A 25,721-nucleotide genomic window follows, 5' to 3' on the forward strand; every position below is an offset into this window, starting at 1 on the left:
GTTATGCTCATTTCAGCAGACCATGAATCTGGTCACCTCCAAGCGCGAAAGTCTTCGTGAACGGCTCAGCCAGTTCGGCGCGCTGGGCTATCTGCTGCTGCTTGGCGGGCTGGCACTTGCTGGGCCCTATGGCGTGCTCTCCTGGGGGGAGAACATCTCGCTTCTGGAAAAGCGGCAGGTGCGGATCGAGAGGCTGAAGCAGCAGCGGGCGGAGCTATCAAACCGGGTCGCGCTGCTGGATCCACATAATGTGGATCCCGACCTCGCGACGGAGCTGACCCGGCGCAATCTCAACGTCGCTCACCCTGACGAATATATCATCGAACTCAAGCCGCAGAACTGAGCCCGCGCGGGCGATGATGCTGCATCGCAACAAGAAAAGGCTTCATCGCGGGCGTTGCATGGCGCGCTCTCATCCGCTTATAGGCGGGCCGAAACCTGCGCCCGCGTGGCGCCATTAGGGGAAGACGCCTTGGCACGAGCCGCCACTCCCGATTCCGGCAAACCCAAGCGGTCGCCGGCCGTCAAGAAACCTGCCGCCGCAGCCGATGCTGGCGACAATTTCGAGCTTCGCAGCCTGCAGGAATCCTTCGCGAAGGATAAGCGCTATGGTGCGAGCAAGGATGAGATGCTCGACTTCTACAAGACGATGCTGCTCATCCGCCGCTTCGAAGAGAAGGCGGGCCAGCTCTATGGCCTCGGTTATATCGGCGGCTTCTGCCATCTCTACATCGGTCAGGAAGCGGTCGCCGTGGGGCTGCAGTCCGCGCTGGAAGGCGGCAAGGACAGCGTGATCACCGGCTATCGCGATCACGGGCACATGCTGGCCTATGGTATCGATCCGAAAGTGATCATGGCGGAACTGACTGGGCGCGAAGCAGGCATCAGCCACGGCAAGGGTGGTTCGATGCATATGTTCAGCACCGAACATGCATTTTACGGTGGCCATGGCATCGTGGGCGCGCAGGTGCCGCTCGGCGCGGGGCTGGCTTTTGCGCACAAGTATAATGAGGATGGCGGCGTGTGCCTGGCCTATTTCGGCGATGGCGCGGCGAACCAGGGCCAGGTCTACGAGACGTTCAACATGGCGTCTTTGTGGAACCTGCCGATCGTGTTCGTGGTGGAAAACAATCAGTATGCCATGGGCACCTCGGTCAAGCGCAGCTCTGCCGAGACGGAGTTCTACCGTCGGGGCACGGCGTTCCGCATCCCGGGCATCGCGGTCAACGGCATGGACGTGCTGGAAGTGCGCCAGGCGGCGAACATCGCCATCGAGCATGTGCGCGAGGGCGGCGGCCCGGTGCTGCTCGAACTGAACACCTATCGCTATCGCGGTCATTCCATGTCCGATCCGGCGAAATACCGGACGCGCGAGGAAGTGCAGGGGGTGCGCGAGAAGCGCGATCCGATTGAAGGGCTCAAGGCCGACCTGGCCAAGGCCGGCGTGGATGAGGACACTTTGAAGGACATCGACAAGACGATCCGCGCGACCGTCAACGAGGCGGCCGAGTTCGCCGAAAATTCGCCGGAGCCGGAGCCGTCCGAGCTCTACACCGATGTGCTGGTGGAGAGCTACTGATGGCGATCGAGCTGAAGATGCCCGCCCTTTCCCCGACCATGGAGGAGGGCACGCTGGCCAAGTGGCTGGTGAAGGAAGGCGATACCGTCACCGCTGGCGACGTGTTGGCCGAAATCGAGACCGACAAGGCGACGATGGAATTCGAATCCATCGACGAAGGCACGGTGGGCAAGATCCTCGTTCCCGAAGGCACCGAGAATGTTGCCGTCGGAACGGTGATTGCCGTGCTTGCGGCCGAGGGTGAGGATGTGTCTTCCGTGGAAGCGCCCGCCGAAGCCTCGCCCGCACCGACCGAGAGTGCGGAGCCTAAGGGCGCGACCGCGGAAGCCAGCACGGCGGAATTGATGAAGCCGAAGCCCGGCCCCAAGAAGGCCGATCCGGAGATTCCTGCCGGAACCAATATGGTGAAGCTGACGGTGCGTGAAGCGCTGCGCGATGCCATGGCGGAGGAGATGCGCCGGGATGAGCGCGTGTTCGTGATGGGCGAGGAAGTCGCCGAATATCAGGGCGCGTACAAGGTTACCCAGGGACTGCTCGAGGAATTCGGCGAGAAGCGCGTGATCGACACACCGATCACCGAATATGGCTTCGCCGGTATCGGCACGGGTGCCGCCATGGGCGGTCTGCGGCCGATCGTGGAGTTCATGACGTTCAACTTCGCCATGCAGGCGATAGATCACATCGTGAACTCGGCGGCGAAGACGAACTACATGTCCGGCGGGCAGATGCGCTGCCCGGTGGTGTTCCGCGGACCCAATGGCGCCGCCAGTCGCGTGGCGGCCCAGCACAGCCAGAACTACGGGCCGTGGTACGCCAGTGTGCCGGGCCTGGTGGTGATTGCACCCTACGACGCGTCCGATGCCAAGGGTTTGCTCAAGGCCGCCATCCGCAGCGAGGATCCGGTGGTGTTCCTCGAGAACGAGCTGGTCTACGGCCGCAGCTTCGAAGTCGCCCAGTTGGACGATCACGTGCTGCCGATCGGCAAGGCGCGGATCGTGCGCGAGGGCAGCGACGTGACCATCGTCTCCTACTCCATCGGTGTCGGGCTTGCGCTGGAAGCCGCAGAGAAGCTGGCCGATGAGGGGATCGATGCCGAGGTGATCGACCTTCGCACGCTCCGTCCGCTCGATCGTGAGACGGTGCTGGAAAGCCTTGCCAAGACCAATCGCCTGATCGTGGCGGAAGAAGGCTGGCCCACCTGCTCGATCGCGTCGGAGATCATCTCCATCTGCATGGAGGATGGCTTCGATCTGCTGGATGCGCCAGTGCTGCGCGTCTGCAACGAGGACGTGCCGCTGCCTTATGCGGCCAATCTCGAGGCGATGGCTCTGATCGATACGCCGAAGGTCGTCGCTGCGGCCAAGCGGGTCTGCTACCGCGACTGATCGCGGGGACGAACAAAGTTGAAGGGGCGCTGTCGGCAGGCGGCGCCCTTTTCGTTAGTCGCAGGTCGCCGGGGTGACGCCAGGAGAGGCGTAGATTTTCGACAGGTCGCGGTCGTCGCGCACATACATGGCGGCGATCTTGTGGATCGGGCCGGACGGCAACAGTTCGCCAAAGGCGATCGGCTGATAGTCGTAGAAGACTTCCACGAACATGATCGCATAATCCTGCTCGGCGGCCACTCGCCGATCGGGCGGCCCCATGCCGGTCATGCCGGTGCCGTATTTTCCGTCATCCTCCTCGCCATAGGTGGAGGAATAGGGCGCTTCGCCCGCGCAGCGCTGCCAGTGGATCCACTGCCCTCCGGAGCTGTTCCTCTCCAGGCTGGAAAGGATCATTCGGCCATGCTCGGCGAAATCCAGGCCACTGGCCTGCTTCTCCGCCCCCATGAAGGCTTGCTCCACGTCATATTCGCGGATGATCGGGTTGCTGCCCACGAGCTCTTCCTTGAAGCGGGAGCTGTTGTCGGCGAGCGAGATCGCAAGCTGGCTCACCCGCATATGCGTGATGGCATAATTGGCCAGTTCGATGCCGCCGAGGCCCAGCACCATAAGGATGGGCAGGCTGTAGGCGAATTCGATCAGCGCCAACCCGCTCTCGTCGCGCCGCAGGCGGTGGAGGGCATTGCGCAGCGGGGCGATCAACCCGGTCATGGGCACATATACTCCACCTTGCGGCCCGGCTGCGATCCGAAGGGCTGGTTGCGCAGCGTGGTGGATGCCGTGATGCTGGTGTCCTGTGTGCCGCCCAGAAAGCGCCAGAGCGGGAACAGATGATCGTAATTCACCGTCGCGGTGTAGAGCACGACATCCTTTGCGGAGCCCTGGCCCGCCTTGCCGCGATCGTCCCACAGGTCGTTATCGTTGGCGTCGTAGAAGCACTCGTCATCGTCATAGACGCCGTTGTCATTGGCATCGATGAAGTCTTCTGCTTCGCCCACATCGCCGAACTCCCAGTAGTTCTTGCGGTCGAACTCCATCTCTCCGCCCGGCACCAAGGCCAGCACCTGATCGCTGACATATTGGTCGATCTTGGCGAGGTTCTCGGGCCCGCTTTCGAGGCCCGAATTGCGCCCGGCCTGCTGCAAGGCGCCGTCCAGCACCGCGCGGATATAGATCCCGTGGCCGAGGTCGAAGATGCCCATCAGCATCAGCAGGAACACCGGCGCCACGAAGGCGAACTCCACCAGCGTGGTGCCCTGCTGGTCAGCGCGCAGATGGCGCAGACGGCGGATCATTTGCCCAGCCTCAGGTCGGCCACCTGCGAAGCGATGTATTTGAACGTGTTGCGCAGATCGGTGGTGTTCTTGGACGTGTAATAGCGGCCGTTGCTGGCGCAGTATTTCATGTCGCTCGTCACGCTCGTGCCGAAGGCGATCATGTAGACGGTGTAGCCTTCGGCCTTCACCTCGTCGCAAACGGCGCGGAAGCGCTTGCTGTGAAGGGTCGCCAGCGCGCTGTTGCTCGCGTTTACAGGCCCCACGCGGTTGTCGCTCTGCTCGACGCCATAGGCAGTGAACGTGGTGCGATTCGGCTCAAGCGCGCCGTCGGTCATGAAGATCAGGTGGCGGCTGACATTTTCCTCGTCACCCTCGTTCACATTGGCTTCCATGATCCCGCGCGGGCTGGCGAGGCGTCCACCCCAGATCATGCCGATGTCGTGGTACGTATTGCCGGTGGCGACCAGATTGTTGAGATAGCTGTCCAGCCAGGTCGGGACGTTGGTGGTGCCGTCCAGCTCGATGTCGGTGAACTTCTTCATCGGGGCGGGGCAATAATCACCGGAATGGCTACCGGACGTTGATTCGTTCACCCCGGCGGTGCGGTAATAGGATATTCCGTTCCAAATCGGCCGCCAGCGGGTTTCGTCGCTGTCGGGGATGTAGTTGAGATCGAGATCATAGGCGCCGTCCGGGACCGGATCGAAATCGTCCGTCCGCACGGTGTCACGTTCGACGATGCAGCCGTTCCACGTCGCATTGCTGGTGCCCATGCTCGGGATGGACATGTTCGGCAGCTGCTCGAGCGTGTATTCGCCGGGGCTATCTAAATAGGATTTGCTCGGGTCGAAGCTGGTCGCATAAGGCGTGCTGGAGAAGGTCTTGAAGGCGGACACATCGATGTTCGCCTGCTTGTACTTCCAGCCGCTGTAGTAATAGACGTCGCGGTAGTGGGTCACCGTCGTCTTTTCGGTGCGTTTGCAATAGGCATTGCTGCCGCTCGTCCACGCCCAGCTCTTGGCAACGGTAGTCACATCGTCCGGCGCAGTCCCAGTCGTGGTCGTCTGGGAGGATTTATCATTGCACGACGTGCTGTTGGGGTAATTGTTGTCGCGATACGTGTTCGTTGTCGTCTCACTGCCCGTCTTCAGCGGGCGCTTGTCGTCGAACACTGCAAGGCGCGTCTGATAGGGGGCGGAGCTACGGAAATGCGACATGGGAATGTCGCCATCCGCCACGAGTTCGTGGGCGTTGACGGTGGTCGAATAGGGCACGAAGCCGTAGCGGACGCGCGTGTCGTCATCGATCACCGCTTCGGCGATCGTTGCGTGGAAGTCGCGCACGGCATCGCGGAGCCCCTGGATTCGCGTCCCGGACATCGAGCCGGTGGTGTCCAGAACGAACATCACGTCGACATTCGCCAGTTGCAGTTCCGCCATGCATTCGGCTGAAAGCGGGATGCTTTCGACGCCGAAGAAATACATCACCGCGGTGGGCATGGTGAGGCTGGCTGTGCCGGTCACCTGCCCTTCGTCATTGTCGTCCGTGTCGAAGGTGGGATCCTGCGCCTCGATCGTCGCGGCATCGAGGTTGAAATCGAACATCGCCTGCGCCTTGTTGCGCTCCGCCGTGGTATAGACGCCCGTCTTGGCCATGGCGCGGCGGCCGGCGAGCACGCCCGCGTCACAAGCGGCCTGCAACTGAGTCTTGGCCATATAGGCCCGGCTGATGTCCACGCCGCCGCCGATCAGCGCCAGCATCGGCAATACGGAAGCGGCGACGATCGCCAGCACATTGCCGGAACGATCATCGCGCAACTTCCTGAGCACGCCTGCTTGCAAGCCCTGCAAGTTCGCCATCGAAACGATCCTTGGTTCTATTCTCGGATCGTCCTGTTAAGCGGTCGCAGTTAATTGATGGCTAACTCGCGCAATTTCCCGGAGTCGCGCTGTAAGGAGTGCTTATGACGGCCGAGCTGACTGAAGCTCTGCCCCCGCCGCAACGGCTTGCCCTGTCCTATGCCTCGTCGCGATCGCGGCCGGCACATCTCGCACTTCTTTCGCTCGACGCGCGGATGGGCGGCATTATCCGCAACCGGGGCGAGCCGCTGCTGGTGCAGATGCGCCTCGCATGGTGGCGCGACATGCTGCGCAGGCCGGCGCGGGAATGGCCCGGCGGGGATCCGGTGCTCGATCGCCTGGCCGGATGGCGCGAACCAGCCGGGCTGGCCGCGCTTGCCGATGGATGGGAGGCATTGCTGGCGGACGATCTCGGCGCTTCGGCAATCGCCGAGTTTGTCGGTGGCCGGGGAGAAGCCTTTGTGTGCCTCGCTCGCCAGCTTGGGGTGGAGGCAGAGGCGGATGTGCGCGAGGCGGCGGAGAACTGGGCGCTGGCGGATCTTGCGGCCAACCTCACCGATGGCGAGGAGCGGGCTCTGGTGGTGGACTATGGCCGCAGCCGGCCCGCCGCGCCGCGCCTGTCCGCGAGCCTTCGGCCGCTGGCGGTGCTGGCCGGGCTCGGTACGCTGGCGCTGCAACGGAGCGGCGCGCCATTGTTGCATGGTCCGCGTAGCTTGGCGATTGCACTGCGGATAGGATTTACCGGGCGCTAGCGGGAGAGGGGATCGCGTGAATCGGATCGTACTGGGCGGATTTATCGCGTTGGTGCTGGTGGGCGTGGGGCTGTTCTGGCTGCAAGGCCGCGCAGCCGTGGAGCGGGGCGCTCCGCCGCCCGATCCGGGCCTGGACATCGCTGCTCCCACAGGTCTGCCCAGCGCCGACATTGCCGGCCTCACCGGGCCCGAGCCCCCGGAAGCGGACGAGCTCACCCGCGAACAGCGCCGCTTCTTCCGCTATGACCGCAATCGCGATCTCAGGATCACGCGGGACGAGATGCTCGCCACCCGCACGGCCGCCTTTCGGAAGCTGGATCGGGATGGCAACAATTTGCTGACCTTCGAGGAATGGGCCGTGGCCACGGCCGACCGGTTCGAGCAAGCCGACAGCAATGGGGACCGGGAACTGAGCGCGGCCGAGTTCGCAACGACGAAGCCGAAGTCCACCAACGGAACGGCCAGTTGTAGCTGCTAGCTCCGGCGGTTTTCTACGCCGGAACAGCTTCCATTTCGCTGAGCCAGGCGCCGAAATCGGCTTTGCCCCGTTCGGTATAGGCTTCCTTGCGCTGCTTTTTCTTCACATCGTGCAGCGGGGGGAAGAGGCCGAAATTGATGTTCATCGGCTGATAGCTCTCCGCCTCGGCATCCCCGGTGATATGGCTCAGCAGCGCGCCCATGGCCGAAGTGCGGGGAGGGGAGGACCAGCTTCGCCCGCCCAGTTCCGCCGCCGCCATCAGACCGGCGAGCAGCCCCACCGAGCTGCTTTCCACATAGCCTTCGCATCCAGTGATCTGCCCGGCAAAGCGGATATGCTCCGCCCCCTTCAGCCGCAGTTGCCGGTCCAGCAGGACCGGTGAATTGAGGAAGGTGTTGCGGTGCAGCCCGCCAAGCCGCGCGAACTCCGCCTTCTCAAGGCCCGGGATCGTGCGGAAGAGACGCACCTGCTCGGCATATTTCAGCTTCGTTTGGAAGCCGACCATGTTCCACAGCGTACCCAGCTTGTTGTCCTGCCGCAGTTGCACCACGGCGTAGGGCCAGCGGCCGGTGCGCGGATCATCCAGGCCCACCGGCTTCATCGGCCCGTAGCGCAAGGTGTCCACGCCGCGGGCCGCCATCACCTCAATCGGCATGCAGCCTTCGAAATAGGGCGTGTCGGCTTCCCACTGCTTGAACTCGGTCTTCTCGCCCTCGATCAGGCCTTGATGGAAGGCGAGGTACTGCTCCTTGTCCATCGGGCAGTTGATGTAGTCCTTGCCGTCTCCCTTGTTCCACCGGCTCTGCATCCAGCATGTGTCCATATCGATGCTCTCGTGGTGCACGATGGGCGCGATGGCATCGAAGAAGGCGAGACTCTCGGCGCCGGTGGCGCGGCCGATGCTCTCCGCAAGCGCGGGCGCGGTCAGCGGCCCGGTGGCGACGATCGTCAGCCCGTGATCCGGAAGAGACTCCACACGTTCCCGCACGATCTCGATGTTGGGATGGTCCTCCAGCGCCTTCTGCACTTCGGCGGAAAACAGGTCCCGGTCCACGGCCATTGCAGAACCGGCGGGCACACGCGCCACTTCTCCGGCACGCATAATCAGCGAATCCAGCCGGCGCATTTCGTGATGCAGCAGGCCCACCGCGTTGCGCTCGTCATCGTCGGAGCGGAAGCTATTGGAGCAGACGAGCTCCGCCAGCCCATCGGTCTGGTGGGCCGGGGTATTGCCGCCGCCGCCGCGCATTTCCGAAAGCCGCACCTTCGCGCCGCGCCGCGCCAGCTGCCAGGCGGCTTCGCTGCCTGCGAGACCGCCGCCGATGATATGCACGTCATAAGCCATGCAGCAGGCGCTTGCTCCCGCGCCCGTGTCAGGTCAAGGGATGGGCGATGCCCAAACGCGCACTTGCACAGAAGCGGCCTTTCCTTCTCGCCAGCATCGCCGCGGCGCTGGCCTTCTATTACCTGCGGGCTGGCCCTTGGCCGGAACTCTATCTCATCCCGCTCAAGGGCACGGCGGTGGGGTTGCTCGCGCTTTACGCGCTGCTGCGGCACGACAGCCAGGATGCGAAGCTGCTCGCCGTGATGATGGCGATCGCTGCGATCGGCGACATGGTGATGGAAATCTATGTGGAAGCCGGGGCAATTGTGTTTTTCGGCTATCACCTCGTCGCCCTGATGCTCTATCTGCGCCACAAGCGCGAGGTGCTGGGAACGCGCGAGAAATTGACCGTGGTGGCATTGCTCGTGCTGCCCTCCCTGATCGCCTATTTCCTGACGGTGGAGGACGCGGCGCGCAGCGAGGCGGCGCTTTACGCTCTGGCGATGGGCGGGATGGCCTCGGCCGCCTGGGCCAGCAGTTTTCCGCGCTACCGCGTCGGCGCCGGGGCGATCCTATTCGTGATTGCGGACCTGCTGATCCTCGCCGGCTACGGTCCGCTGCAGGGCAGTTCCGTGCCGCAGATCCTGTCCTGGCCGATCTACTACCTAGGCCAGCTACTGATCGTGATCGGCGTGGCGCAGACGCTGCACAAGCGCAACCCGCGCCTGAAGCTGGTCAGCCGCCGGGACTGACCGGGGGGGAGGCAGACGCCCACTCCGCACCCGGTCAGCCTGTCGCTCAATCCTCGTCGAGCGTGTCGTCGCGGGTCGGCGGGTTCTCGGGCGCGGTCTCTTCCGTTCCGCGAGCGATCATCTCTTCGACCACGGCTTCTTCCGCCGCATCTTCCGGCGCTTCCTTCTCGTCGATGCGAACCGCGCTCACCACATGTTCGTCCTTGCCGACGTTGAAGAGGCGCACGCCGGCGCTGCTGCGGCCGATCACCCGCAGCGTGTCGAGCCCGATGCGAATCAGCTTGGCCTGGTTGGTCACCAGCATCAGCTGGTCCAGCTGGGTGGCCGTGAAGCTGGCCACCACCGGGCCGTTGCGGGCGATGTTGTCGATATTGGTAATGCCCTGGCCGCCGCGCCCGATCCGCCGATATTCATAGGCGGAGCTCAGCTTGCCATAGCCATTGGCGCAGACGGTGAGGATGAACTGCTCCTTCTCCGCCAGCTCGGCGAAGCGTTCGGGCGAGAGTTCGGGGTCGCCTTCCTTTTCGGCCTTCCACGGGGCGAAGCGCAGATATTGCTCTCGCTCTTCCGCCTGCGTGCCCACGCGGTGCAGGATGGACAGCGAAACCACCTCGTCATCACCTTTCAGCGTCATGCCGCGCACGCCGGTGGAGGTGCGACTGGTGAATTCGCGGATGTCATCCGCGGCGAAGCGGATGGCCTTGCCCTCGCGGCTCGCGAGCAGCACGTCGTCACCCGGATCGAGCAGGGCAACGCCGATCAGCTTGTCGTCGCTGCCCTCTTCGAAGCGCATCGCGAGCTTGCCGTTGCTGGGGATGTTGGCGAAGGCATCCATGCTGTTGCGGCGGACGCCCCCGCGGGCGGTGGCGAAGACGACGCTGAGCGCGCCCCAGCTGTCCTCGTCTTCCGGCAAGGGCAGCACGGCCGCGATGGTTTCCCCAGGGTCGAGCGCCGGCAGCAGGTTGACGATCGGCCGGCCGCGCGTGGCAGGCCCGCCTTCGGGCAGCTTCCACACCTTGAGGCGATAGGCCTTGCCGGCGGTGGAGAAGAACAGCACCGGATTATGCGTGCTGGTGACGAACATCGCCATCACCGCATCTTCCTGCTTCGTCGCCATGCCCGAGCGACCCTTGCCGCCACGGTTCTGGGCGCGGAAGGTGGAGAGCGGCGTCCGCTTGATATAGCCGTCCAGCGTCACGGTCACGACCATCTCGTCGCGCTCGATCAGATCCTCGTCATCCAGCCCGTCCCAGGCAGGGGCGATCTCGGACACGCGGGGCGTCGCGAAATTGTCGCGGATCTCCACGAGTTCTTCGCGCATCACTTCGTACAGCCGCCGCCGATCGCCGAGGATGGCGAGATATTCGGCGATCTTGATCGCGAGCTCCTTGAGCTCGTCGCCGATTTCGTCGCGGCCGAGGGCGGTGAGGCGGTGCAGCCGCAGTTCGAGAATGGCGCGGACCTGGGTTTCGGAGAGGCGATAGGTGCCGTCCGGCCCCGTCTGCTCGTCCTCCACTGCTTCGACGAGGCTGAGATAGGGCGCGATCTCGGCTGTCGGCCAATCCTTCGCCATCAGCTTCGCACGGGCATCGGCCGGGTTGGCGGATCCGCGGATCATCGCCACCACCTCATCAAGGTTCGACACGGCCACGACGAGGCCGAGCAGGATGTGCGCCCGGTCGCGGGCCTTCAACAGCTCATACTTGGTCCGCCGGGTGATGACCTCTTCGCGGAACTGGATGAAGCTCTGCACGATGTCGCGCAGCGCCAGCGTTTCCGGCCGGCCACCGCGGATCGCCAGCATGTTGGCGGGGAAGCTCGATTGCGCCGGCGTGTGCCGCCAGATCTGGTTCAGCACGACTTCTGCCGTCGCATCGCGCTTGAGGTCGATCACCACGCGGACGCCCTGGCGATTGGACTCGTCGCGGATGTCGGAGATGCCCTCGATCCGCTTTTCCTTCGCCGCTTCGGCGATCTTCTCCACCAGCCCGGCCTTGCCGACCTGATAAGGGATGGAGGTGAGCACGATCGACTGGCGATCCCCGCGCTTCTCCTCGATCTCGTGGCGGGAGCGGGTTAGGATCGACCCGCGCCCTGTGGTATAGGCCGCGCGGCTGCCGGCATTGCCGAGGATGATCGGGGCCGTGGGGAAATCCGGCCCCGGAATATATTCCATCAGCTCTTCGGAAGTGATGCCGGGGTTTTCGATGAAGGCGAGGCAGCCGTCGATCACTTCGCCCAGATTGTGCGGCGGAATATTCGTCGCCATGCCCACGGCGATGCCGCCTGCGCCGTTGACCAGCAAATTGGGGAAGCGCGCAGGGAGGACGGCGGGCTCCTGCCGCGAACCGTCATAGTTGTCGACGAAGTCGACCGTGTCCTTGTCGATATCCTCCAGCAGCGCCATCGCGGGCTTCGCCAGCCGTGCCTCGGTATAGCGTTCCGCTGCGGGCGGATCGGGGTCCATGGAGCCGAAATTGCCCTGGCCGTCGATCAGCGGCACCCGCATCGACCACGGCTGCGCCATGCGCGCCAGCGCGTCATAGATCGCCTGGTTGCCGTGCGGGTGATAGTTGCCCATCGTGTCGCCGGTGATCTTGGCGGATTTGCGATAGGGGCGACCGGGCACGAAGCCGCCTTCCTGGCAGGCCCACATGATCCGGCGATGCACCGGCTTCAGCCCGTCGCGCACATCGGGCAGCGCGCGGGAGACGATCACGCTCATCGCGTAATCGAGATAGCTCGTCTTCATCTCATCGACGATGTCGATGCGGCCGTAGTCGCCGGGCCCGTGGGTGGGTTCAACTGTGTCTGTGGTATCGTTCACGAGAGCGTTTTGCCCGTTCTTGTTGTTGGTGCTTATCCCCGGCAGGCCTAGGCGATAGGAGCCACGGAGGCCAGCGGAACGGCCGGTGGGCCGGGGATGCGGGGCGCTTTATCCACATTTGGGGGCGCCTGCGCGGCCTGCCACGGTTAAATAGCCATTCAGCCCGAGCTTTCTAGGACCGGTTTGCAATTTGGCGCATTTCGCGACAGTAGCGCCAACGACACGAAACGGTCCTATCGCTACGGATAGGTCTTCAGTCCCGACAGGAGAGACGATTGATGCTTCCGATGTCCACCCCTGCCAAGCGCCTTCGCCGGCGCGGTGTTTCCTCCACCTTCGCGATGGCGCTGTGCCTCGCCGCTGCGGGCCTGATCGGCACCGTCGCGCTGGATGCCCCCGCACAGGCGCAGAACAAGAAGAGCAAGGATGACGGCAAGCCGAAGAACTCCAAGAAGTTCTCCGAAGCCTATCAGCCGGTGGCCAAGATCGTGAATGAGGAAGGCGGCGACTATGCCTCCGCCAAGTCGATGCTGCCCGGTGTGATTGCAGCGGTGGAGAACGACGCGGATCGCTTCTTCGCCGGCAATCTCTCGCTCATGCTCGGCAACAAGCTCAACGACAAGGCGCTGCAGCGCCAGGGCCTGCAAATGATGGTCGACAGCGGGCAGACCACGCCGGAGCAGGTTGGCCAGTTCAACTTCTTCATCGGCAATCTCGCCTATGACGCGAAGGATTACGATGCCGCTCGCACGGCGCTGATGGCCGCGAAGCAGGCGGGCTATGTCGACCCCAACGACAACCTCGATCCGCTGTTGGCGGAAACCTATTTCGCGTCGGGCCAGGCGGCACAGGGCGTGACCTTTATCGAGGGACTTGCGAAGGAGCGGAAGGCGGCGGGGCAGGCCGTGCCCGATCAGTGGCTGCTGCGCGCGCTGCAGATGGCCTACAATGGCAAGATGAACCAGGAAGCTAACGATCTTTCGGTCCTGCTGGTGTCATCCAACCCCACGCAAAAGAACTGGGTTGCCGCACTGCAGGTGGTCAATGCGATCAACTCGCTCGATCCGCAGGCTCAGCTCGACCTGTTCCGCCTGATGCGCGAAACCAATTCGCTCACCGAGCGGCAGGAATTCGTCGGCTATATCGAAGCCGCCGATCCGCGAATCATGTCGAACGAGGTGCAGAAGGTGCTCGACGCCGGCGTGGCAGCCGGTGCGCTGAGCGCTTCGGATGAATATTACGCCGACGTGAAGCGCGTGGTGGACACGCGCAAGGCGCAGGACCGCGCCGAAGCGCCCGGCCTCGTCAAGGAAGCCCAGGGGGCCGCCACGGGTTCGAAGGCGCTCAGTGCGGGCGACGTCCTGCTCTCGCTCGATGAGAACCAGCAGGCGGCCGACATGTATCAGATGGCGATCGATAAGGGCGGGGTGGATCAGCAGGTCGCCCTCACGCGTCTCGGCATTGCCAAGGCCAAGGCGGGTGACTATGCCGGTGCGCGCGAGGCGCTGGCCAAGGTCACCGGCCCCCGCCAGATCGTGGCGCGCGCATGGATGGCCTACGTCGACGGTAAGGCCTGATCACCTGCACGACAGGTCAAGAAAAGGCGCGCGGGGATCGCTCCCCGCGCGCCTTTTTCTTTGTCCATCGTGCGGCGCGTTATTTGCGCGTCAGACGTTGAACTTGAACAGCATCACGTCGCCATCGCGGACGACATACTCCTTGCCTTCCTGCCGCAGCTTGCCCGCCTCGCGAGCGCCGCTTTCCCCGCCGAGCGCAACGTAGTCCTCGAATGCGGTCGTTTCAGCCCGGATGAAGCCCTTCTGGAAATCCGTGTGGATCTCGCCCGCCGCTTCAGGCGCCTTGGCGCCATCGCGGAAGGTCCACGCTCGCGCTTCCTTGGGCCCGACGGTGAAGAAGGTCTTGAGGCCAAGCAGGTCATAACCGGCACGGATCACGCGGGTGAGGCCGGTTTCTTCCAGCCCCAGGGAAGCGAGATATTCGCCGCGCTCTTCCGGCTCCATCCCGACCAGCTCGGCTTCGATCGCGGCGGAAACCACCACGGCCTGCGCCCCTTCGGCCGCTGCCTTTTCGAAAACCTTGCGGCTCAGCTCGTTACCGCTCGCCGCATCCTCTTCCGCCACGTTGCAGACGTAGAGCACGGGCTTGGCCGTCAGCAGCTGTGCCTGCTCGAACAGCTGCGCTTCCTCGTCATCCTGCGGCTCCGTCAGCCGGGCGGGCTTGCCGTCGCGCAGCAGCTCCAGCGCCTGGCCCAGCACACTGACCAGCGCCTTGGCTTCCTTGTCGCCGCTCGTGGCGCGCCGGCGGGCGTTCTCCACCCGCTTTTCCAGGCTTTCGAGGTCGGCCAGCATCAGCTCCGTCTCGACAACTTCGGCATCCGCGATCGGGTCAACCTTGTTGGCCACGTGCTGGATATCGTCATCCTCGAAGCAACGCAGCACATGCACGATGGCATCCACCTCGCGGATGTTACCGAGGAACTGGTTGCCGAGGCCTTCGCCCTTGCTGGCGCCCTTCACCAGCCCGGCAATGTCCACGAAGGACAGCTGGGTGTTGATTACCTTCGCGCTGCCGGCAATCTTCGCGAGCTGTTCCAGCCGCGGATCGGGCACGGCGACCTGGCCGACATTCGGCTCGATCGTGCAGAAGGGATAATTGGCCGCCTGGGCGGCCTGCGTTTCGGTGAGTGCGTTGAACAGCGTGGATTTGCCGACATTGGGCAAACCCACGATCCCGCAGCGGAATCCCATGAATTTCGGTCCTACCAGCCTTTTGCTGCGCCGCCCTTAGCGGCGGCGGCAGCGAAAGGCCAGTGGAGCGGAACTGCGTCGTGCAGTGCCTCAGCTTTTGCGGCGGCGGCGCGCCCGGGCGATGCCCACGCCCAGGATGCCGGCGCCGAACATGCCCAGCATGCCGGGCTCGGGCACCGCAGTGCCGCCGGAGGTGCTCGAACCGCCCGAGCTGGAGGAGCCGGGATGGCCACCCGAAGACCCGCCACCACAGAAGCGGCAGCCACCGGAGCTGGAGGTGGAACCACCCCAGTGATATCCGCCGGCCGACGCGGGAGCGGCGATTGCCAGGGCGGCTATCGCGACGGCGGATAAAACGAGCTTGCGAGTCATGCTGATCCCCTGATTTGTAACGATCCAGCGTCCCCTTGGGGTGGGATCGGGGCGGCTTACAACGCAGTGAGCGAGCGGTGTGCCATTCAGGGAAAGACGCGCGAGGGGGATTAACGGATCGCGGGAGGGACGGGTCAGTCTTGCTGGCGCAGCGCCACGTCACTCATGAAACGGGCATCCTCACCCTTTGCCAGCCAATCGGCCTCCGACCCGATCGCACCCAGCATGCCGACGAGATCGTCCTGTTCCGCCTTGGCGAAATTGCCAAGGACATAGCCGGTCACGCGGTCACGATGGCCGGGGTGGCCGATGCCGAGGCGCACCCGCCGGAAGTCGGCGCCGAGATGCTGGTCGATCGAGCGCAGGCCGTTGTGCCCCGCGGTGCCGCCGCCGAGCTTCACCTTGACCTTGAACGGCGCGAGATCGAGCTCGTCATGAAAAACGGTGAGGGCATCGAGGCCGAGCTTGTAGAAGCGCAGGGCCTCCGCAACCGAGCGGCCGCTTTCGTTCATGAAAGTGGCGGGCTTCAGCAGCAGGACCTTATCTCCGCCCACGCGCCCTTCCTGGACCCACCCCTGGAACTTCTTCTGCACCGGGCCGAAGCCGTGCATATCGGCGATGACGTCCAGCGCCATGAAGCCGACATTGTGCCGGTGGAACGCATATTGCGGACCGGGATTACCAAGACCTGCCCATATCTGCATGGCGGTTCCCTATGCGTGGAGGCCGGAAAAGCAAAGCGCCGGCCGCGCTGAAAGCGGGCCGGCGCCTGAATGCCAAGCTGGCGAGGGGATCAGCCCTCGGCTTCGCCTTCGCCTTCTTCAGCGGCTTCCGCATCGGCGGCTTCGGCGTCGGAACGCTTCAGCGCAGAGGGGGCAACCACCGTGGCGATGGTGAAATCGCGATCGGTGATTGCGCTTTCGGAGCCGCTCGGCAGGGTCACATGGCTGATATGGATCGAATCGCCGACTTCGAGGCCGGTGACATCGATCTGGATCTCACCCGGAATCTTGTCCGCTTCGCAGACCAGTTCCAGCTCATGCCGCACGATGTTGAGCACGCCGCCACGCTTGAGGCCGGGGCTCGCTTCCTCGTTGACGAAGACCACGGGCACTGCGACTTCGATCTTCGCATCCTTGGAAAGGCGCAGGAAGTCGACATGGAGCGGGCGATCGCTCACCGGGTGGAGCGCCACGTCCTTGGGGAGCGTGCGCAGCGTCTTGCCGCCGACCTCGATCATCACGATCGAGTTCATGAAATGGCCAGTGCCAAGCTGCTTGACGAGGAGCTTTTCCTCGACGTGGATCGTGGTGGGTTCTTCCTTGCCGCCATAGATAACGGCGGGAACACGACCTTCGCGGCGCAACGTGCGGGAGGCTCCCTTGCCAGCCCGTTCGCGCAGCTCGGCCGGCAGGGTAAGAGCGTCGCTCATCTTCGTGCCTTTCGAATGCGTTGATGTACTAGTTCCGCCACGCCTCCAGGGATGACCATGGCCGGAAGAGGGCGCCCTTAGGGCGAAGGCGCCGAGAAAACAAGCCTTACTGGATACGCTGCACCCGATAGCCGGCTGCTTCCAGCAGGGCGGGCAGGCCGTCTGCACCCAGCAGATGCGCTGCGCCCACTGCCACGAAGGGACGCCGGCCGCCATCGATCAGCGCGGCGATGCGCGGCGCCCAGTTCCGGTTGCGGTCCACCAGTAACGCGCGCCGAAGCTCGGGAAAGGACAGGATGCCCTGTTCCGCCTGCTTCTCCAGCGTCGGCAGGTCGCCGGTGAGCCAGGCGACAATCGCGCCGTCCTCGTCCTCCGTTTCCGCCTCGCGGGACACGGCGACGAGGAAATCCGTCTGCGCGGTGGGGGGCAGGCGATCGAAGCGGTCGAACTGGTCGGCGAAGCTTTCGAGCCCCAGCACCGGCTTTCCGGTGGCGAGCAGCGCCCGATCCACGCCGTTGCCCGGCTCTGCCGCGCGCGCGGCATTGGCGAGGACCAGGGCGGCGGCCCAGCTTTCCATCCCCGCCACGTCGTCCTCCGACAGGCCGGCTCGCTCCATCAGCGCGCGCAGGGCAGGGCGATCCGCCGCCGGCACACGCTGTGTCAGCGGCGGCAGCCCGGCGCTAGGGGACCGCGCGGAAAAGGCCGCGTTGGCGGCACCGGTATCAACGAGGTCGGCGATTTCTACCACCAGCGTGCGGGCCTCGGCGAGCTGCGCATCCAGCGCCGGGGTTCGCCATTCGACGCCAGCGGGCAGGGCGTGGACGGTGCCGAACAGCCAGCCGCGCTCCCCTGCAGGCGAGGTCACCTCCCAGAGGGCCGGGTGTGGGGGTGGCCAGTCGCGCGCCTTTTCGCCGCCTGTGCCGCAGCCGGAGAGCCACAGCGCGGCCAGCCCAGCGAAGAGGAGGCGGATCACTCCCAGACGCGCTTCGCCTTGAGCCCGTGGCGTCGCAGCTGATCCTGCACGCTGCCCTTGCCGGCCAGATGGCCCGCACCCACGGCGACGAACACGGTGCCGGGCTCTGCCAACCGATTTTCGATCCAGCCCGCCCAATTGGCATTCCGCTGGGTGAGCAGGCGCGCATAGAGCGCCGGATCGGTGAGTTCCGAATTGAGCAGCTTCGCCAGTTCCTGCGCATCGCCCTTCGCCCACTCGGCGACCATGGCGTCGAGCGACTTGCTGGCATTCGGCACGGCTTCCACCGTCTGGTCGAGAAATGTCAGCTGTGCATCCATGGGGAGGCCGTCGAACAGATCGATCTGCTGCTGGATCGTCTCCAGCGCGCCGCGTTCCTTGCCGGCCGCCTTCTTGCCCAGCGCCAGTTCCACGCCGCTGTCAGTCTGATAGCCGTCCTGTACCAGCGGCAGCAGGGTGAGCGTCATCGCGGCGAACCACGGCTCGAAGCGGTCGAGCGCTTCCACCGGAAGGCCGAGCGAGACGAGCGCCTCTTCGAACTGCACGCGGTTTTCCTCGCTCATCAACTCGCGCAGGTTCTGCCCGGGCGGAAGCATGCCGGCCGCGGCCAGCGCCTGCGAAGAGGCGGCAGCCTGATCGAGGTCGATTTCGGTCACCAGTTCCTGCGAACCGTGAAAGGCCCGCTCGATCCGACCGTCGAACCAGTTCACATCCTTGGGGAGGGCATGCACCGTACCGAAGAGATAGATCGTCGTATCCTCGTCCGCCACCTTCCACAGCGCAGGGCCGGGCACCGCCCCCTCGGGCGGCGTTTCCGCGGCGAAGCTCGCCCCATTCACGCAGCCGCTGGTGGCGACCAGGGCGATTGCGGCGAGCGAAGAGAGGAACAGCCGTTTCGGCTTCATGCGCGATCCTTCAGATAATTGGGCAGGGGTTTAATGGCTTGCGGCGAAACGCACCACACCCGCGACAAATTTATCGGGAGCGTTGCGCCATTGACGCTCCCTGGCCCTTCGGCCATTGCCCCGGCGCGATGAACAGCGCGACGCAGAGAGAGCCGCAGAAGAGCTTCCAGGACATGATCCTGGCGCTCCATGATTATTGGAGCGCGCAGGGCTGCCTGATCCTGCAGCCTTACGACATGCGCATGGGCGCGGGCACCTTCCACACCGCCACCACGCTGCGCGCGCTGGGGCCGGAGCCGTGGAACGCCGCCTTCGTGCAACCCTGCCGCCGCCCCACGGACGGCCGCTATGGCGAGAATCCCAACCGCCTGCAGCATTATTACCAATATCAGGTCATCCTGAAGCCCAGCCCGCCGGACCTGCAGGAACTCTACCTGCGCAGCCTGGAAGTGATCGGCATCGATTCGCTGAAGCACGATATCCGCTTCGTGGAGGATGACTGGGAAAGCCCCACGCTGGGGGCCTGGGGCCTGGGCTGGGAAGTCTGGTGCGACGGCATGGAAGTGACGCAGTTCACCTATTTCCAGCAAATGGGTGGCTTTGACTGCAAGCCGGTCGCCGGCGAACTCACCTACGGGCTCGAACGGCTCGCCATGTACATCCAGAACGTCGACAATGTGTACGATCTCGATTTCAACGGCCGCGGCGTGACCTATGGCGACGTGTTCCTGGAAAACGAGCGCCAGATGTCGAAATGGAACTTCGAAGTGGCGGACACGGACGCGCTGTTCGATCTCTTCGCCAAGGCGGAGGCCGAATGCCGCAACTGCCTGGAAAACGGCGTGCCGATCGCCGCCTATGAGCAGGCGATCGAGGCGAGCCATGTGTTCAACCTGCTGCAGGCGCGCGGCGTGATCAGCGTGCAGGAACGCGCCAGCTACATGGGCCGGGTCCGCGATCTCGCGCGCGGTTCGTGCGAGGCCTACATGGCCAAGGAGAAAGACCGCTGGGCCGCTGAGTACGAAGGGTGGGCGGCATGAGCGACTTCCTGCTCGAATTGCGCTGCGAGGAAATTCCCGCACGCATGCAGAAGGGCGCCCGCGCCGATCTGGAAAAGCTGTTCCGCGCGGAACTGCAAGCCGCTGGCCTCGCTCCCGGTGCCATCACTGTCTGGTCCACCCCCCGCCGCCTCGCCCTTATTGCCCGTGACCTGCCGGATCAGACCGAGGCCGTGCGCGAGGAGACGAAGGGCCCCGCCATCGGCGCGCCGGCGCAGGCCCTGGAAGGCTTCCTGCGCAAGACCGGCCTGAGGCAGGACCAGCTCGAAATCCGCGATCTCAAGGGCAAGGACACCTATTTCGCTGTGGTGGAAAAGCCCGGCCGCGCGGTGAAGGATGTGCTGGCCGAAGCGATTCCGGCGATCATCCGCGCCTTCCCTTGGCCGAAGAGTATGCGCTGGGGCGCCGCCTCGCTCTCGACGGAGAGCCTGCGCTGGGTGCGCCCGCTGTCCGGCATCGTCGCCATTCTGGGTGAGGAACTGGTGGAGTGCGAAGTGGGCGGCGTGCCGTCCGGCTATGCCACCGTGGGCCATCGCTTCCACCATCCCGGCGCGATCACCATCGGCGGCGCCGACGATTATGCCCAGAAGCTGCGCGCCTGCCATGTGATCGTCGATCAGGCCGAGCGCGAGGCAATCATCCGCGAAGGCGCCACCCGCGCTGCGGCCGAAGCCGGCCTGACGCTGGTGGAGGATGAAGGTCTGGTGGTGGAGAATGCCGGCCTCACCGAATGGCCCGTGCCGCTGCTCGGTCGGTTTGACGAGGCGTTCCTGCAAGTTCCGCCCGAAGTGATCCAGCTGACCGCGCGGGTGAACCAGAAGTATTTCGTTTGCGAGGACGCTGCGGGCACGCTCGCCAACGCCTTCGTCTGCACCGCCAATATCGAAGCGCGGGACGGCGGCACCGCCATCGTTGATGGCAACCGCAAGGTGCTCGCCGCCCGCCTCTCCGACGCGCGCTTCTTCTGGGACGTGGACCGCAAGGTGCCGCTGGAAGAGCAGGCGAAGAAGCTGGAACGGATCACCTTCCACGAAAAGCTCGGCACCGTGGCCGACAAGGTGGAGCGCGTGGCAAGGCTGGCGCGCTGGCTGGTGGAAGAGGGTGTCGTCACCCCGGCGCAGGCGGGGGCCCAGAACGGAGACGAGCAGCCCGGCCATCTGGATTCCCGCCTTCGCGGGAATGACGAGGGGGTGGTCGAACTCGCGGACATGGCCGAACAGGCCGCGCGTCTGTGCAAGGCGGACCTTGTCACCGAAATGGTCGGCGAATTTCCCGAATTGCAGGGCCTTATGGGCGGCTATTACGCCCGCGAGCAGGGCTTGCCCGTGGAGGTCGCCGAGGCGATCCGCGATCACTACAAACCGGTGGGACAGGGAGATGACGTCCCCACCGCGCCGGTGACGGTGGCCGTGAGCCTGGCCGACAAGCTGGATACAATCGCCGGGTTTTTCCTTATCGAGCAAGCGCCGACCGGTTCAAAGGATCCGTTTGGGCTTCGTCGCTCGGCTATCGCTGTCTGCAGTCTAGTGCTTGGGAATGAGAGCCGCCTTCCGGTGCTTGTCACGCTGATGAATTGCGTGATCGGGTATGTTGAGACTGCACTGGCCTGGGCAGCCCGGAGCAGTTTTGCCCTAGGAGAGGCGACTCAATCGGCCGATCTGTGGAAGCAAATGGCTCGATCTGGCCAATATGCACCTGCTGTACGTGATGCACTCGCTCATCTGGAAGAGGTGAACGTCGGTGCAACTGCTGCAAAGGAATTGCTTGCACGCCTCCGTGATCTGTCAGCGCATGATGTGGTGCATAGGGCGGACGAGGCTAAGCTGTTCATAGTGGACCGCCTCAAGGTTCAGCAACGCGAGGCGGGCGTCCGGCACGATCTGATCGATGCGGTGTTCTCCCTGGGCGGCGAGGACGATCTCGTCCGGCTGCTGGCAGGGGTGAACGCATTGCAAAGCTACGTCGAAACCGCCGAGGGCGCCAATCTGCTCGCCGCGTACAAGCGCGCGGCCAACATCCTCAAGAAGGAGGAATGGGAAGGCACCGAGGGTGAGATCGCGCAGACCGGGGAGGAGGATCCGCTGGCGCTGGTCGACGATCCCGATCTCAAGGCGGTGATCGACGCCAAGATGACGGAACGCCGCGGACGCGAGCTGTCCTACACCCCCGAACCGGCCGAGAAGGCGCTGATCGAGGCGCTGGACGCAGCCGAGCCTCGCGCCGCCGCAGCGATAGAGGCGGAGGACTTCGCGGCTGCCATGGCGGCACTGGCCGGGCTGCGCGCTCCGATCGACCGCTTCTTTGATGAGGTGACGGTGAATGTTCCGGAACAGGACAAGCGTGCAAGCCGGCTGGATTTGCTTGATCGCTTCCGTGCTGCGGTGCACAAAGTGGCTGATTTCTCGCGTATCGAGGGCTGAGATTTTTTAACAAGGAACCCTGTTCCAAGGTGTTCCAAGGCTGCAGGTTGGGGGCATGACGAAAACGGTTTACACCTTCGGCGGCGGCGCGTCGCACAGCGATCCGCGCGCCACGGACAAGACCATCACTGGCGGCAAGGGCGCCAATCTGGCCGAGATGGCCGGAATCGGCCTGCCGGTTCCCCCGGGCTTCACGATCACGACCGAAGAATGCGTGCGCTATCTGCGCGAAGGGTCCGATTTCTCCGACCAGCTGCGCGCCGATGTGGCCGCCGCGCTGACCCATATCGAACGGGCGGTGGGCAAGAGCTTCGGCGATGCCGCCGATCCGCTGCTGGTCTCCGTCCGCTCCGGCGCGCGGGTTTCCATGCCGGGCATGATGGACACGGTGCTGAACCTCGGCCTCAATGACGCAACGGTGGAAGGCCTAGCCGCTACCTCGGCCGACGAGCGTTTCGCGTGGGACAGCTATCGCCGCTTCATCCAGATGTATTCCGATGTGGTGCTGGGCCTCGATCACGGCCTGTTCGAGGAAGCACTGGAAGTCGCCAAGGAGGAAAACGGCTATTTCGCCGACACCGAGATGAGCGCCGCGGACTGGAAGGCGCTGGTGACCGAATACAAGGGCATCGTGCAGCAGGAACTGGGCACGCCCTTCCCGCAGGACGTGAACGAGCAGCTGTGGGGCGCGATTTCCGCCGTCTTCGATAGCTGGGATTCCGATCGCGCCAAGGTCTATCGCCGGCTGAACGACATTCCGGGCGACTGGGGCACTGCGGTCAACGTGCAGGCCATGGTGTTCGGCAACATGGGCGACACCAGCGCCACGGGCGTCGCCTTCACCCGCGATCCGGCCACCGGCGAGAAAGCCTATTACGGCGAATATCTGGTGAACGCCCAGGGCGAGGATGTGGTCGCCGGCATTCGCACGCCGCAATATCTCACCAGAGCGGCCCGCGAAGCTGCCGGTGCTACGGCCCCGTCGATGGAAGAGGCGATGCCCGATGCCTATCGCGAGCTGGCCGACGTGTTCGAGCTGCTGGAAAAGCACTATCGTGACATGCAGGACATCGAATTCACGGTGCAGCAGGGCAAGCTGTGGATGCTGCAGACCCGCAGCGGCAAGCGCACCGCCAAGGCGGCGCTCAAGATGGCGGCCGACATGGTGGCCGAGGGGCTGATCGACGAACGCACCGCCGTGCTGCGCGTCGATCCCATGGCGCTGGACCAGTTGCTCCACCCCACGCTCGATCCCGATGCAGCGCGCGACGTGTTGACCAAGGGCCTGCCGGCTTCCCCGGGTGCCGCCAGCGGGCGCGTGGTGCTGGATGCCGACACGGCGGAGCAATGGGCCGGGCGGGGCGAAAAGGTGATCCTGGTGCGCGTGGAAACGAGCCCCGAGGATATTCACGGCATGCATGCCGCGCAGGGCGTGCTCACTGCGCGCGGCGGCATGACGAGCCATGCGGCCGTGGTGGCGCGCGGCATGGGGCGCCCCTGTGTTTCGGGCGCTTCGGCGGTGTCGATCGACGCCAAGACCCGCAGCCTGCGGATCGGCGCGCGCGAGCTGAAGGAAGGCGATACGCTCACGCTCGATGGCTCGACCGGCGAGGTGATGGCGGGCGAGGTGCCGACCATCGAGCCGGAGCTGGCGGGCGATTTCGCCACGCTGATGGAATGGGCCGATGCGCATCGGCGGATGAAGGTGCGCACCAATGCGGAAACGCCGGCCGATTGCCGCATGGCACGCCAGTTCGGCGCGGAAGGCATTGGCCTCTGCCGCACGGAGCATATGTTCTTCGACGCCGGGCGGATCAGCGCGGTGCGCGAAATGATCCTGGCCGACAGCGAGGCCGGGCGGCGCAAGGCGCTGGCGAAGCTGTTGCCCGAACAGCGCTCGGACTTCGTGGAGATCTTCTCCACGATGGCCGGCCTGCCGTGCACCATCCGCCTCCTTGATCCGCCGCTGCATGAATTCCTGCCGAATGAGGACGCGGAATTTGCCGATCTGGCGGATGTCACCGGCTATGGCGTGGACCACCTGCGCCGCCGCGCCGCGGAGCTGCACGAATTCAATCCGATGCTTGGCCATCGGGGCTGCCGCCTCGGCATCACCTATCCCGAAATCTACGAGATGCAGGCGCGCGCGATTTTCGAAGCCGCCTGCGAGGTGGCCGAAAGCAGCGGCGAAGCCGTGGTGCCGGAAGTGATGATCCCGCTGGTCGGCACCAAGCGCGAGCTGGAGATCCTGCGCAAGCTGGTGGACGACACGGCGCAGACCGTCTTTGCGGAGAAGGGCCGCACGCTCGAATATATGGTCGGCACCATGATCGAGCTCCCGCGCGCGGCGCTGATGGCGGGCGAGATTGCGGAGGAGGCGCGTTTCTTCTCCTTCGGTACCAACGATCTCACCCAGACGACGCTCGGCGTCAGCCGCGACGATTCCGCCCGCTTCCTCGCGGTCTATGTCGAGAAGGGTATCTATCAGCGCGATCCCTTCGTCAGCCTGGACGTGGAAGGTGTGGGGCAGCTGGTGGATTTGGCAGTCGAACGCGGCCGTGCCACGCGGCCCGACCTCAAGCTGGGCATATGCGGCGAACATGGCGGTGACCCGTCGAGCATCGCCTTCTGCGAGAAGGTGGGCCTCGATTACGTCAGCGCCTCGCCCTATCGCGTGCCGATTGCGCGGCTTGCCGCAGCCCAGGCATCGTTGCGGGCGGAATGAGGCCTAGCGATCCTGGCGCCGGCGGCCGCTGAGCGTCAGGATCTCGAAGGTCTCCGTGACGCGGCCCGCCGTATCGCCCTGCGCGGCAAAGGCCTGCTCGGCTTCGGCAAGCTGTGCTCGGGAAAGCGGGGGCGGGGCCGAGGCAAGCACATTGCCGAGCCCCTGCGCCCGCAGGTCCCCGAGGAGGCGGCCGAGGGAGGAATAGCGGACCTTTAGCGAGTGGCTGTCCACCACCGGGTCGGCCCAGCCCGCGCGCTGGAGCAATTGCGCCCCGGCGCGAACGTCGACCATCGGATGGAGATGCGGCGCGGGCCGCTCGCGATCCGCGGCAAGCATTGCGGCGCGCAGGGCCGGCAGGCTGCCCGCCCCGGCGAAGCTCGCGATGGCGAGGCCGCCGGGGGCCAGGGCGGCGCGGATATGGATGAGGGCGCCGGGCAGGTCGTTCACCGTGTCCAGTGTCGCCAGGCTGGCGATGAAGTCGAAACCGGCGAAGGGGTAGGGCCGCTCCTCGTCCAACAGGACCTCCTCACCGGCGGGCGCAGGATCGGCCCGGATCACTTCGGCGCCCCCTGCCGCCAGAGCGTCGGAGAGTTCGCCGGTCCAGTCCCCCACCACCAGCGCGCGGCGCGGCTCGTGGCGGACAAAGGCAAGTCGGTCACGGATGTCCTCCACCATGTCCGCCAGTACGAAGCGGGCCGCGTCGGAGCCACGCTGGAGCGCGCGGGCGCGGCGGCGGGCGGCAAGGCGGCGAGCGGGGGCGAAGATCGTAGGGGGCGTGGTGGCCATGCCAAGTGCCCTGCCGCGCCGAAGCGGCCCATGCAAGGCAGCTTGCAGC

Annotated in this window: 22 protein-coding genes; 10 read left to right on the forward strand and 12 right to left on the reverse strand. The window is 64.9% G+C overall.

Annotated features, from left to right (window positions below):
- The first annotated feature begins 22 nt into the window (after positions 1–22).
- The 3 genes from AEB_RS10970 to AEB_RS10980 all read left to right on the forward strand — a co-directional run bounded on the left by AEB_RS10970 (position 23) and on the right by AEB_RS10980 (position 2,964).
- Positions 23–343, forward strand: coding sequence for an FtsB family cell division protein (locus AEB_RS10970; RefSeq protein WP_119083235.1), 321 nt, complete (start codon positions 23–25; stop codon positions 341–343).
- A gap of 129 nt (positions 344–472) precedes the next feature.
- Positions 473–1,579 carry a pyruvate dehydrogenase (acetyl-transferring) E1 component subunit alpha gene (gene pdhA / locus AEB_RS10975; protein WP_119083236.1) on the forward strand — a complete coding sequence of 369 codons (1,107 nt, stop codon included), beginning with the start codon at positions 473–475 and terminating at the stop codon, positions 1,577–1,579.
- Positions 1,579–2,964: a pyruvate dehydrogenase complex E1 component subunit beta gene (locus AEB_RS10980; protein WP_119083237.1), complete on the forward strand. Its 1,386-nt coding sequence runs from the start codon at positions 1,579–1,581 to the stop codon at positions 2,962–2,964. The genes pdhA and AEB_RS10980 overlap by 1 nt, the downstream gene beginning before the upstream one ends.
- A 54-nt stretch (positions 2,965–3,018) precedes the next feature.
- On the opposite strand, the gene AEB_RS10985 is transcribed toward AEB_RS10980, so the two are convergent.
- The 3 genes from AEB_RS10985 to AEB_RS10995 are packed head-to-tail and all read right to left on the reverse strand — an operon-like array spanning position 3,019 to position 6,100.
- Complete coding sequence (locus AEB_RS10985) at positions 3,019–3,675, reverse strand: TadE/TadG family type IV pilus assembly protein (protein ID WP_119083238.1); 657 nt, start codon at positions 3,673–3,675, stop codon at positions 3,019–3,021.
- On the reverse strand, positions 3,672–4,259 hold the full coding sequence (locus AEB_RS10990) for a TadE/TadG family type IV pilus assembly protein (RefSeq protein ID WP_119083239.1): 588 nt from the start codon (positions 4,257–4,259) through the stop codon (positions 3,672–3,674). Before AEB_RS10990 ends, AEB_RS10985 begins: the two co-directional genes overlap by 4 nt.
- Entirely contained in the window at positions 4,256–6,100 is a 1,845-nt protein-coding gene (locus tag AEB_RS10995; protein WP_119083240.1) for a TadE/TadG family type IV pilus assembly protein, read from the reverse strand. Before AEB_RS10995 ends, AEB_RS10990 begins: the two co-directional genes overlap by 4 nt.
- Before the next feature lie 104 nt (positions 6,101–6,204).
- Here AEB_RS10995 and AEB_RS11000 point away from each other — a divergent pair, with 104 nt between their 5' ends.
- Positions 6,205–6,852, forward strand: a complete 648-nt coding sequence (locus tag AEB_RS11000; protein ID WP_119083241.1) for a hypothetical protein — start codon at positions 6,205–6,207, stop codon at positions 6,850–6,852.
- Between the two features lie 16 nt (positions 6,853–6,868).
- Entirely contained in the window at positions 6,869–7,330 is a 462-nt protein-coding gene (locus AEB_RS11005; RefSeq protein ID WP_119083242.1) for an EF-hand domain-containing protein, read from the forward strand.
- A gap of 13 nt (positions 7,331–7,343) precedes the next feature.
- Here AEB_RS11005 and trmFO read toward each other — a convergent pair whose 3' ends face one another.
- Positions 7,344–8,675 carry a methylenetetrahydrofolate--tRNA-(uracil(54)-C(5))-methyltransferase (FADH(2)-oxidizing) TrmFO gene (gene trmFO / locus AEB_RS11010; RefSeq protein ID WP_119083243.1) on the reverse strand — a complete coding sequence of 444 codons (1,332 nt, stop codon included), beginning with the start codon at positions 8,673–8,675 and terminating at the stop codon, positions 7,344–7,346.
- Between the two features lie 47 nt (positions 8,676–8,722).
- On the opposite strand from trmFO, the gene AEB_RS11015 reads away from it, so the two are divergent.
- Positions 8,723–9,406, forward strand: coding sequence for a lysoplasmalogenase family protein (locus AEB_RS11015; protein WP_119083244.1), 684 nt, complete (start codon positions 8,723–8,725; stop codon positions 9,404–9,406).
- 46 nt (positions 9,407–9,452) lie between these two features.
- Here AEB_RS11015 and gyrA read toward each other — a convergent pair whose 3' ends face one another.
- A complete protein-coding gene (gene gyrA / locus AEB_RS11020; RefSeq protein WP_119083245.1) occupies positions 9,453–12,233 on the reverse strand; it encodes a DNA gyrase subunit A in 2,781 nt (926 codons plus the stop codon).
- A 278-nt stretch (positions 12,234–12,511) separates the two neighbouring features.
- Here gyrA and AEB_RS11025 point away from each other — a divergent pair, with 278 nt between their 5' ends.
- Positions 12,512–13,810 carry a hypothetical protein gene (locus AEB_RS11025; RefSeq protein WP_119083246.1) on the forward strand — a complete coding sequence of 433 codons (1,299 nt, stop codon included), beginning with the start codon at positions 12,512–12,514 and terminating at the stop codon, positions 13,808–13,810.
- Between the two features lie 90 nt (positions 13,811–13,900).
- Here AEB_RS11025 and ychF read toward each other — a convergent pair whose 3' ends face one another.
- The 6 genes from ychF to AEB_RS11055 form a co-directional block, all read right to left on the reverse strand.
- A complete protein-coding gene (ychF, locus tag AEB_RS11030) occupies positions 13,901–15,001 on the reverse strand; it encodes a redox-regulated ATPase YchF (RefSeq protein WP_119083247.1) in 1,101 nt (366 codons plus the stop codon).
- A gap of 90 nt (positions 15,002–15,091) precedes the next feature.
- A complete protein-coding gene (locus AEB_RS11035; RefSeq protein WP_119083248.1) occupies positions 15,092–15,373 on the reverse strand; it encodes a PEP-CTERM sorting domain-containing protein in 282 nt (93 codons plus the stop codon).
- Between the two features lie 134 nt (positions 15,374–15,507).
- On the reverse strand, positions 15,508–16,077 hold the full coding sequence (gene pth, locus AEB_RS11040) for an aminoacyl-tRNA hydrolase (protein WP_119083249.1): 570 nt from the start codon (positions 16,075–16,077) through the stop codon (positions 15,508–15,510).
- An 89-nt stretch (positions 16,078–16,166) separates the two neighbouring features.
- Complete coding sequence (locus AEB_RS11045; protein ID WP_119083250.1) at positions 16,167–16,805, reverse strand: 50S ribosomal protein L25/general stress protein Ctc; 639 nt, start codon at positions 16,803–16,805, stop codon at positions 16,167–16,169.
- 106 nt (positions 16,806–16,911) lie between these two features.
- Positions 16,912–17,778: a TraB/GumN family protein gene (locus AEB_RS11050; protein ID WP_172593067.1), complete on the reverse strand. Its 867-nt coding sequence runs from the start codon at positions 17,776–17,778 to the stop codon at positions 16,912–16,914.
- Positions 17,775–18,683, reverse strand: coding sequence for a TraB/GumN family protein (locus tag AEB_RS11055; protein WP_119083252.1), 909 nt, complete (start codon positions 18,681–18,683; stop codon positions 17,775–17,777). Before AEB_RS11055 ends, AEB_RS11050 begins: the two co-directional genes overlap by 4 nt.
- Positions 18,684–18,811: 128 nt before the next feature.
- Here AEB_RS11055 and AEB_RS11060 point away from each other — a divergent pair, with 128 nt between their 5' ends.
- Genes AEB_RS11060 through ppdK form a run of 3 tightly spaced genes read left to right on the forward strand, consistent with a single transcriptional unit; the run spans position 18,812 to position 24,886 of the window.
- Complete coding sequence (locus AEB_RS11060) at positions 18,812–19,723, forward strand: glycine--tRNA ligase subunit alpha (RefSeq protein WP_119083253.1); 912 nt, start codon at positions 18,812–18,814, stop codon at positions 19,721–19,723.
- Positions 19,720–22,161 carry a glycine--tRNA ligase subunit beta gene (glyS, locus tag AEB_RS11065; RefSeq protein ID WP_119084594.1) on the forward strand — a complete coding sequence of 814 codons (2,442 nt, stop codon included), beginning with the start codon at positions 19,720–19,722 and terminating at the stop codon, positions 22,159–22,161. Before AEB_RS11060 ends, glyS begins: the two co-directional genes overlap by 4 nt.
- Positions 22,162–22,216: 55 nt before the next feature.
- The gene (gene ppdK / locus AEB_RS11070) at positions 22,217–24,886 is read left to right on the forward strand and encodes a pyruvate, phosphate dikinase (RefSeq protein WP_119083254.1); all 2,670 of its coding nucleotides are present in this window, start codon (positions 22,217–22,219) and stop codon (positions 24,884–24,886) included.
- A 3-nt stretch (positions 24,887–24,889) separates the two neighbouring features.
- On the opposite strand, the gene AEB_RS11075 is transcribed toward ppdK, so the two are convergent.
- Positions 24,890–25,672, reverse strand: coding sequence for a methyltransferase domain-containing protein (locus AEB_RS11075; RefSeq protein WP_119083255.1), 783 nt, complete (start codon positions 25,670–25,672; stop codon positions 24,890–24,892).
- Between the last annotated feature and the right edge of the window lie 49 nt (positions 25,673–25,721).

The sequence above is a fragment of the Altererythrobacter sp. B11 genome (assembly GCF_003569745.1).
In the GTDB taxonomy this organism is placed as follows: domain Bacteria; phylum Pseudomonadota; class Alphaproteobacteria; order Sphingomonadales; family Sphingomonadaceae; genus Croceibacterium_C.

Bases quoted from the DNA above. Each gene is read 5' to 3' on its own strand.
- AEB_RS10970 (WP_119083235.1), top strand. From the start codon at position 23: ATGAATCTGGTCACCTCCAAGCGCGAAAGTCTTCGTGAACGGCTCAGC.
- AEB_RS10980 (WP_119083237.1), top strand. From the start codon at position 1,579: ATGGCGATCGAGCTGAAGATGCCCGCCCTTTCCCCGACCATGGAGGAG.
- AEB_RS10985 (WP_119083238.1), bottom strand. From the start codon at position 3,675: ATGACCGGGTTGATCGCCCCGCTGCGCAATGCCCTCCACCGCCTGCGG.
- AEB_RS10990 (WP_119083239.1), bottom strand. From the start codon at position 4,259: ATGATCCGCCGTCTGCGCCATCTGCGCGCTGACCAGCAGGGCACCACG.
- AEB_RS10995 (WP_119083240.1), bottom strand. From the start codon at position 6,100: ATGGCGAACTTGCAGGGCTTGCAAGCAGGCGTGCTCAGGAAGTTGCGC.
- AEB_RS11000 (WP_119083241.1), top strand. From the start codon at position 6,205: ATGACGGCCGAGCTGACTGAAGCTCTGCCCCCGCCGCAACGGCTTGCC.
- trmFO (WP_119083243.1), bottom strand. From the start codon at position 8,675: ATGGCTTATGACGTGCATATCATCGGCGGCGGTCTCGCAGGCAGCGAA.
- AEB_RS11015 (WP_119083244.1), top strand. From the start codon at position 8,723: ATGCCCAAACGCGCACTTGCACAGAAGCGGCCTTTCCTTCTCGCCAGC.
- AEB_RS11025 (WP_119083246.1), top strand. From the start codon at position 12,512: ATGCTTCCGATGTCCACCCCTGCCAAGCGCCTTCGCCGGCGCGGTGTT.
- ychF (WP_119083247.1), bottom strand. From the start codon at position 15,001: ATGGGATTCCGCTGCGGGATCGTGGGTTTGCCCAATGTCGGCAAATCC.
- AEB_RS11035 (WP_119083248.1), bottom strand. From the start codon at position 15,373: ATGACTCGCAAGCTCGTTTTATCCGCCGTCGCGATAGCCGCCCTGGCA.
- pth (WP_119083249.1), bottom strand. From the start codon at position 16,077: ATGCAGATATGGGCAGGTCTTGGTAATCCCGGTCCGCAATATGCGTTC.
- AEB_RS11045 (WP_119083250.1), bottom strand. From the start codon at position 16,805: ATGAGCGACGCTCTTACCCTGCCGGCCGAGCTGCGCGAACGGGCTGGC.
- AEB_RS11055 (WP_119083252.1), bottom strand. From the start codon at position 18,683: ATGAAGCCGAAACGGCTGTTCCTCTCTTCGCTCGCCGCAATCGCCCTG.
- AEB_RS11060 (WP_119083253.1), top strand. From the start codon at position 18,812: ATGAACAGCGCGACGCAGAGAGAGCCGCAGAAGAGCTTCCAGGACATG.
- glyS (WP_119084594.1), top strand. From the start codon at position 19,720: ATGAGCGACTTCCTGCTCGAATTGCGCTGCGAGGAAATTCCCGCACGC.
- ppdK (WP_119083254.1), top strand. From the start codon at position 22,217: ATGACGAAAACGGTTTACACCTTCGGCGGCGGCGCGTCGCACAGCGAT.
- AEB_RS11075 (WP_119083255.1), bottom strand. From the start codon at position 25,672: ATGGCCACCACGCCCCCTACGATCTTCGCCCCCGCTCGCCGCCTTGCC.